General features: G+C 64.3%; 4 protein-coding genes. 2 read left to right on the top strand and 2 right to left on the bottom strand.

Annotation, left to right across the window (positions count from 1 at the left end; genetic code table 11):
- Nucleotides 1-1,431 (bottom strand): M48 family metalloprotease (locus G3N97_RS35355; protein WP_205997473.1); only part of this gene is annotated, 1,431 nt, incomplete at its 3' end.
- Nucleotides 1,432-1,733: 302 nt separating this feature from the next.
- On the opposite strand from G3N97_RS35355, the gene moaC reads away from it, so the two are divergent.
- On the top strand, nucleotides 1,734-2,219 hold the full coding sequence (gene moaC / locus G3N97_RS35350) for a cyclic pyranopterin monophosphate synthase MoaC (protein WP_205997472.1): 486 nt from the start codon (nucleotides 1,734-1,736) through the stop codon (nucleotides 2,217-2,219).
- A 530-nt stretch (nucleotides 2,220-2,749) separates the two neighbouring features.
- On the top strand, nucleotides 2,750-3,658 hold the full coding sequence (locus tag G3N97_RS35345) for a GIY-YIG nuclease family protein (RefSeq protein WP_205997471.1): 909 nt from the start codon (nucleotides 2,750-2,752) through the stop codon (nucleotides 3,656-3,658).
- Between the two features lie 191 nt (nucleotides 3,659-3,849).
- On the opposite strand, the gene G3N97_RS35340 is transcribed toward G3N97_RS35345, so the two are convergent.
- The gene (locus tag G3N97_RS35340) at nucleotides 3,850-5,652 is read right to left on the bottom strand and encodes a Wzy polymerase domain-containing protein (RefSeq protein WP_205997470.1); all 1,803 of its coding nucleotides are present in this window, start codon (nucleotides 5,650-5,652) and stop codon (nucleotides 3,850-3,852) included.
- Nucleotides 5,653-5,911 lie beyond the last annotated feature (259 nt).

Raw genomic sequence — 5,911 nt, 5'->3', positions numbered from 1 at the left:
GTCGAGACTCGGCGAGCTGCGCGGCTTGCCGCGGTCGTTGCCCTCGGCGGCCTCGAAGCGCACGAACGCCGCGCGCGCCGTGGCAAGCGACTGCGCGGCATCGTCATAACTTTCGAGCAGCGTCTGCGCGACGGCGATCCCGTACCAGTTCGCGGCCACGTTAAGCGCCGTGCGGTCGTCGATTTCGGCACGCAGACGCGCGATCTCATCGAGATATTCGTGACGCGAGCGGTCCTGCAACACCCGCACGCGCGCCCGCACGAAACCGTACTCGGGCGCCTGGCGCGGCTGCCGGTAAGGCGCGCGGCGCGCGCGGTCCTCCATGTCGGCGATGCGCTCGCCGGTCAGCGGATGCGTGCGCGCATAGGCGGGCACGCCCGCCTCGCTCATCGACGCACGTTCGAGCCGCTCGAAAAACGCCACCATGCCCCACGTGTCGTAGCCCGCGCCGCCGAGCAACTGGAAGCCGACGCGGTCCGCCTCGTGCTCGGCCGCGCGCGAGAAGCGCAACTGGCTGTCGACGGCATAGGCTTCGCCGCCGAGCGCGATCGCGCTGCCGAGGTCGCCGCTATGCGCGAGCACGCCCGCAAGAATGCCGAGCAGCACGCCCGCGAGCGCCGCGTAGCCGCTGTGCTCGCTCTGCGTGAGCATGCGCGCGATGTGCCGCTGCAGCACGTGGCCCATCTCGTGACCGAGCACGGAGGCCAGCTCGGATTCGGTCTGCGTCGCGATGATCAAGCCCGTGTTCACGCCGATGAAACCGCCCGGCAGCGAAAACGCGTTGATCTGGTAATCGCGCATCGCGAAGATCTCGAAGTCGGGCCGATAGCCGCCGATGAACTGCGCCGACGCCGATGCCGCGAGCCGCTCCGCCACCGCGTTCAGATAATCGAGCACGAGCCAGTCGCCGATGTAGTCCGGATCGCGACGGATATCGCGCATGACGCGCACGCCCACGCGCCGTTCGGCTTGCGGCGTGAGCGCGCCGCCCGAGCCATCGCCGAGATCGGGCAGTTGCGGGACCCAGGCGGGCCGGCGCACACTCGAACTACCGTAGACGCCGGGGCCCGACGGATGCGTCGAGCCGACTTCGCCGAAGCGCGACTGCGCGCCGCCGTAGGTGCCGAAGACGCCTTGCGCAATCGAGGCGGGCAACGCGACGTCGCCTGCGTCGTCGAGCGGGCCGCTGACGAGCGCCGGCGCGTTGGGCGCGAGCGTCAGGTTGGTCGTGGGGCGTGTGGCGGAGGTGGCACTTGAAGCGGATGCGGATGCGGGCGCGGTGGAGCGCGCGATGTCGGCCGCACGCAGATCGAGCACGGCGGCGGGCGGCGAACCGCTCGCCGACGACGCTTGCGCACCCGACGCCGACGCCTGCGGCGGAACCGCGAGCGAGACGCACAACCAGACAGCCAGGAGCCGTTTCAGGGGCATCGATCTGAAGGTCGCAAAGCAGGGTCGCAAAGCAGGCGTGCAAAGCGGACGCTGGCGCGACAGTCAGCCCGCCAGCCACGCGCCGATTGTAGCCCGGCGCGGCGCGCGATCCCGCCCTCGCGGCCGCGATGACGCGGGTGCATCGAAGCATGTCGAAACGCGTCGGGGCGCGTCGTGCCGCGCCCGCGCTGCTAAGATAAGCGCCCTTCTTCATCGCACGTTTTGCGCGCAAATCCTGCGCGCGCGTTATTGGCCAGCCGCGCCGGCACGCGTCGCCGGCGTCATGCAGCCAGGAGCCCACCATGTCCGAACTCACGCATTTCGACGCCGCAGGCGACGCCCACATGGTCGACGTCGGCGGCAAGGCCGAGACCCAACGCGTCGCCGTGGCCAGCGGCACGATCCGCATGCTGCCCGCGACGTTCGCGCTCGTGCGCGACGGCAACGCCAAAAAGGGCGACGTGATCGGCGTCGCGCGCATCGCCGCGATCCAGGGCGCGAAGCGCACCGCCGATCTGATCCCGCTGTGCCATCCGCTCGCGATCACGCGCGTCAAGGTCGACTTCGCGCTCGACGAGACGCTGCCCGGCGTGCACTGCACGGCGCAGGTCGAAACCTTCGGCCGCACCGGCGTGGAGATGGAAGCGCTGACCGCCGTGCAGGTCGGTCTGCTGACGGTTTATGACATGTGTAAAGCCGTCGATCGCGGCATGACGATCACCGACGTGCGCGTGCTGGAAAAGCATGGCGGGAAGTCGGGGGATTGGGTGGCGGAGCGAATCAAGTAATTGATTAATAACGATCTTCAACAACTGAAGTGGTTCTGAAGTGCAGGCCGCAACGCTGCTCGTTGGTGGCAAATGCAATACTCCACGATCACGTTTTCCCTGCTATGACCATGCTTGTCCGAATGGAGCAAAGCGACGTCCCAAGCGTCGGCATTTGCAGCGCGTGCCGCTTGTGCAACGTACGGACTTAAAGGCTGACGAAAAAGTCCTCGTCCTGATGCGTTACGCAGGTGAAGAAGGATTGTCCCGAATCGAAATAGGAAAAGCTGCATGCTTGGCGGCATCTACGGTGACCAATACTTTCCAACGAGTGTGCGCACCGGACCCGCGCCAGCTGGTGATCAGGATGGACCGTCCCGCCTGACAGATCTCTGCTCGAAATTCATCTGCGAGCAACTCGCCGGCGAACCGCCTCTCGCTTAAGGGTCAAGGCCTAGCAACAAGGGACGTAGAATGCCTAGGGCGCGCCACGCAGAATCGCAGCTACTGGAAATAGGGAATTTAAGGTGGGCAAAAGTATAAGAATCTACTTGGCTGATGGCGTCGCCACCGGCATTCGTCACGGAGAAATCGTCAATTGGAGCGGTCAAGGCATCGCGTGTCCTCGCGTCCGGTTTCCCGAATTAAAGGAATGGCCGGAAACCAGACGACCAGGAGTCTACTTCCTATTTGGATCGGACAATGAAGGTCGCGACGCTGCCTACGTGGGGGAAGCGGAAGACGTTTTCGATCGAGTAAAGAATCACGTGCAGGAAAAGGAGTTCTGGAACGAGGTGATCGCGTTTACAAGTAAAGACGACAACCTCACCAAGGCACATGTCAGGTATCTAGAAGCACAGTTGCACGACCTCGCATGCAAGGCCGGGCGATACGCGGTCCAAAATTCGAATACTCCCCAAGAAGCAAATCTCCCTCGCGGCGACCGGGACGCGATGAAGGAGTTTGTTGAGGACGTGCGCGTGCTTCTAGGTGTTTTCGGGCACCGCCTGCTTGAGCCGCTTTCACTGAAGCCAGTTCCACCATCGGCCCCCGCCCAAGCCGAACACAGCGAGTTGTACACAGATACCTCTGGAAACAGCGAAGCCAACCTTGTCTTTTATCTTCGCGTAGGCGGCATCTCCGCACGTGCGGTGCGCGGGGATGAAGGTCTCGTTGTCCTGTCGGGATCGGAGGCAGCATTGGACAATGCAGAAAGCTTGTCTGGTGGTTACAAGGCGCACAAAGAACGGCTCATCGCAGAGGGCATCGTCGAAGCTTCAGGAGCTAAGCTTCGCTTCACTCGAGACTATCCCTTTTCAAGCCCGTCACAGGCTGCCGCAATCATTGTTGGCTATTCCATTAATGGGCGCGACGCGTGGAAAACCGAGAGCGGACGAACATATAACGAGGTCGAGAACGAGCAAACCCTCCAGCTTCCTGAGATTGGCAGCGCCTCTTAATTAGAAAGCCTCTCGAAGGAAGCGCACAACCGGACAACCACCGCACAATAGTTCTCCGTTCGCCAGTAGTACGTCTCATTGATGAGCAAGTCCGCAGCGGATTCTGGTACCACCGGAACCAATCACCAAGACGAAAAAAAAGCGGCGAACCCAAGTCCGCCGCTTTTCTCTTCCCCTACCGGACGAATCGCTTAATCGTCCGAATCGTCGTCGTCCTCTGTCGCGGACGCCGGCGGCTTGCCGTACTTCTTCAGCAGCGCCGCCTTGAAGCCGTCGAGCGTGGGCTCGTTCTCGCAAAGACTGTAGAGCGCGGCCAGTTGCGTCGGCCAGTCGTGCAGTTCCTGCGCGAAAATCTTCAGGCGTTCCACCGTGTCGAACGCACCTTCTGTATTGCCGTCGAGCGCCTGCAGCACCGCATAGCGGCGCAGCACCGTCTCGCCCGGCAGCAGCGCGATCGCACGCTGATGCGCCGCGAGCTTGGCGGGCAGATCGGCAGCGTTCATCGGCATGAGCGTGGCCATGCCGTAATCGCCCCACGCGCTGAACAGGAACGACGGTGCATCGCCGTACTGCTGCGCCGGATGCGCGCCGTAGTAAAGCACTTCGGATCGGTTGTAATCGCGCATCACCGGCCACAGCGACGCGATGCCGCCGAACACGACCAGCGCATACGCGCCCATCACGACGGGCGGCGGCACGAAGCGCAGCCGCTTCGTTTCGAACAGACCAAACACGAACATCGCGGGCAGCAGGAAGAACATGTACTGCTGCGGATATTCGACGAGCGCATGCATGACGAGCGCGCCGATCAGCATGAAGCCGAAAATGCGCTCGGGCGTGTGCGGTGCGAGCAGCGAGCGCACGAACCACGCCAGCAGCCCGATCACGACGATCCCGCAGCCCACCACGCCGGTCTTCGCGAGCAGGTCGATGAAGATGTCGTGCGAGTTATTGGCGATCTCGACGCCGCCCAGCGTGCGGGCAAGTTCGAACTGGTGGATCGGGAAATCGCCCCAACCCACGCCCAGCAGCGGATGCGCCTTGAACATCGCGAGGCCGTAGTGCCACAGCGCGAGACGCGGCGCGATCTGGCTCGCGTCCTTCATGCGGTCGGCGGCCGACTGGTCGAGTTGCAGCTGATAGTGCACGTTGGCCCAGCGCACGAACGCGTTCATGCCGACGAAGATCACCGCCAGCACGACCGGCACGATCCACGCGCGCGCGCCGCCCTTCATGCTCGCCGAGCCGTCTTCGCCACGCACGCCGCGCGACGCCGACAGCGCCATCCAGAGCCCCGCCACCACGATCACCGCCATCTGCAGCCACGGTCCGCGCGACACGGTGAGCGCGAGTCCGCCTGCGTAGATCGCCGAGAGCACGCCCCACAGCAGCACGTTCAGACGACGCGTCTGCACGAGATAGAGCGCCGCGGCCATCGCGAAGGAAATATAGGTGGCGAGGTGATTGGCCTGCGCCATGTTGCCGAACGGCCGGCGCTGGAACTGCACGTTATAGGCGACGACGAGCGGCGTGACCTTGGTTTCCAGATGCAGCAACTGGATGACCTGGCAGAACACCGAGAACAGGCCGCCGATCACGAGCGCCCAGGAACCCCACACCACCGCCGTGCGCGCGAGGCCGACGCGCGTGATGCTGTAGCCCGCAAGCGTGGCCATGAAGGCCGCGAGCAGATAGCCGACGCCGAGCCAGTTCATCGACGGCTGCGCGAGGTGCAGCACCGCGGTCTGCACCGCGAGCAGCAAGCCGAAGCCGAGCGGCACCAGCGCCACCGTTGGCACGGCGAAGTCGACGGCCGGCCGCGCGGAGCGCACCAGCAGCCAGACGCCTGCGCCTACCAGCAGGTAGAGCGCCAGCGCGGTGAATTCGGCATAGAACGTCGGGATCGGATAGGTGTGGTTGACGACCGCATAAGGCAGCGTCAACGCGAGAGCCAGCAAGACGAACGTAAGGTAGCGCGCAAATGGAGAAGGCATGGGGATCGGGGGCGTCAGCAACCGGCGCACTATACAAAACTTTTCCCTCCCTGTGCGGGCGGCATCGAAGCAAATGCCGCCCGCGTGCGCGGGTTCGCACGCAGAATCGTACGCAAGGACGCATTCATGCCCGCAGTCACCGTTGCCCGCTCACGTTTTTCGCTCGCACCGGCGGCTCACCGGCGCAGGTCTCATGCGCGGCACTCGGGCGGCGCGAGCTTGCCCGGCAGCGTGGCCGCATCGGACGGCGCCGGGCCCA

The sequence above is a fragment of the Paraburkholderia sp. Ac-20347 genome (assembly GCF_017104805.1).
In the GTDB taxonomy this organism is placed as follows: domain Bacteria; phylum Pseudomonadota; class Gammaproteobacteria; order Burkholderiales; family Burkholderiaceae; genus Paraburkholderia; species Paraburkholderia tropica.
Note: the sequence above shows the minus strand (reverse complement) of the source record. Positions and strands in the feature narration are given on the sequence as shown.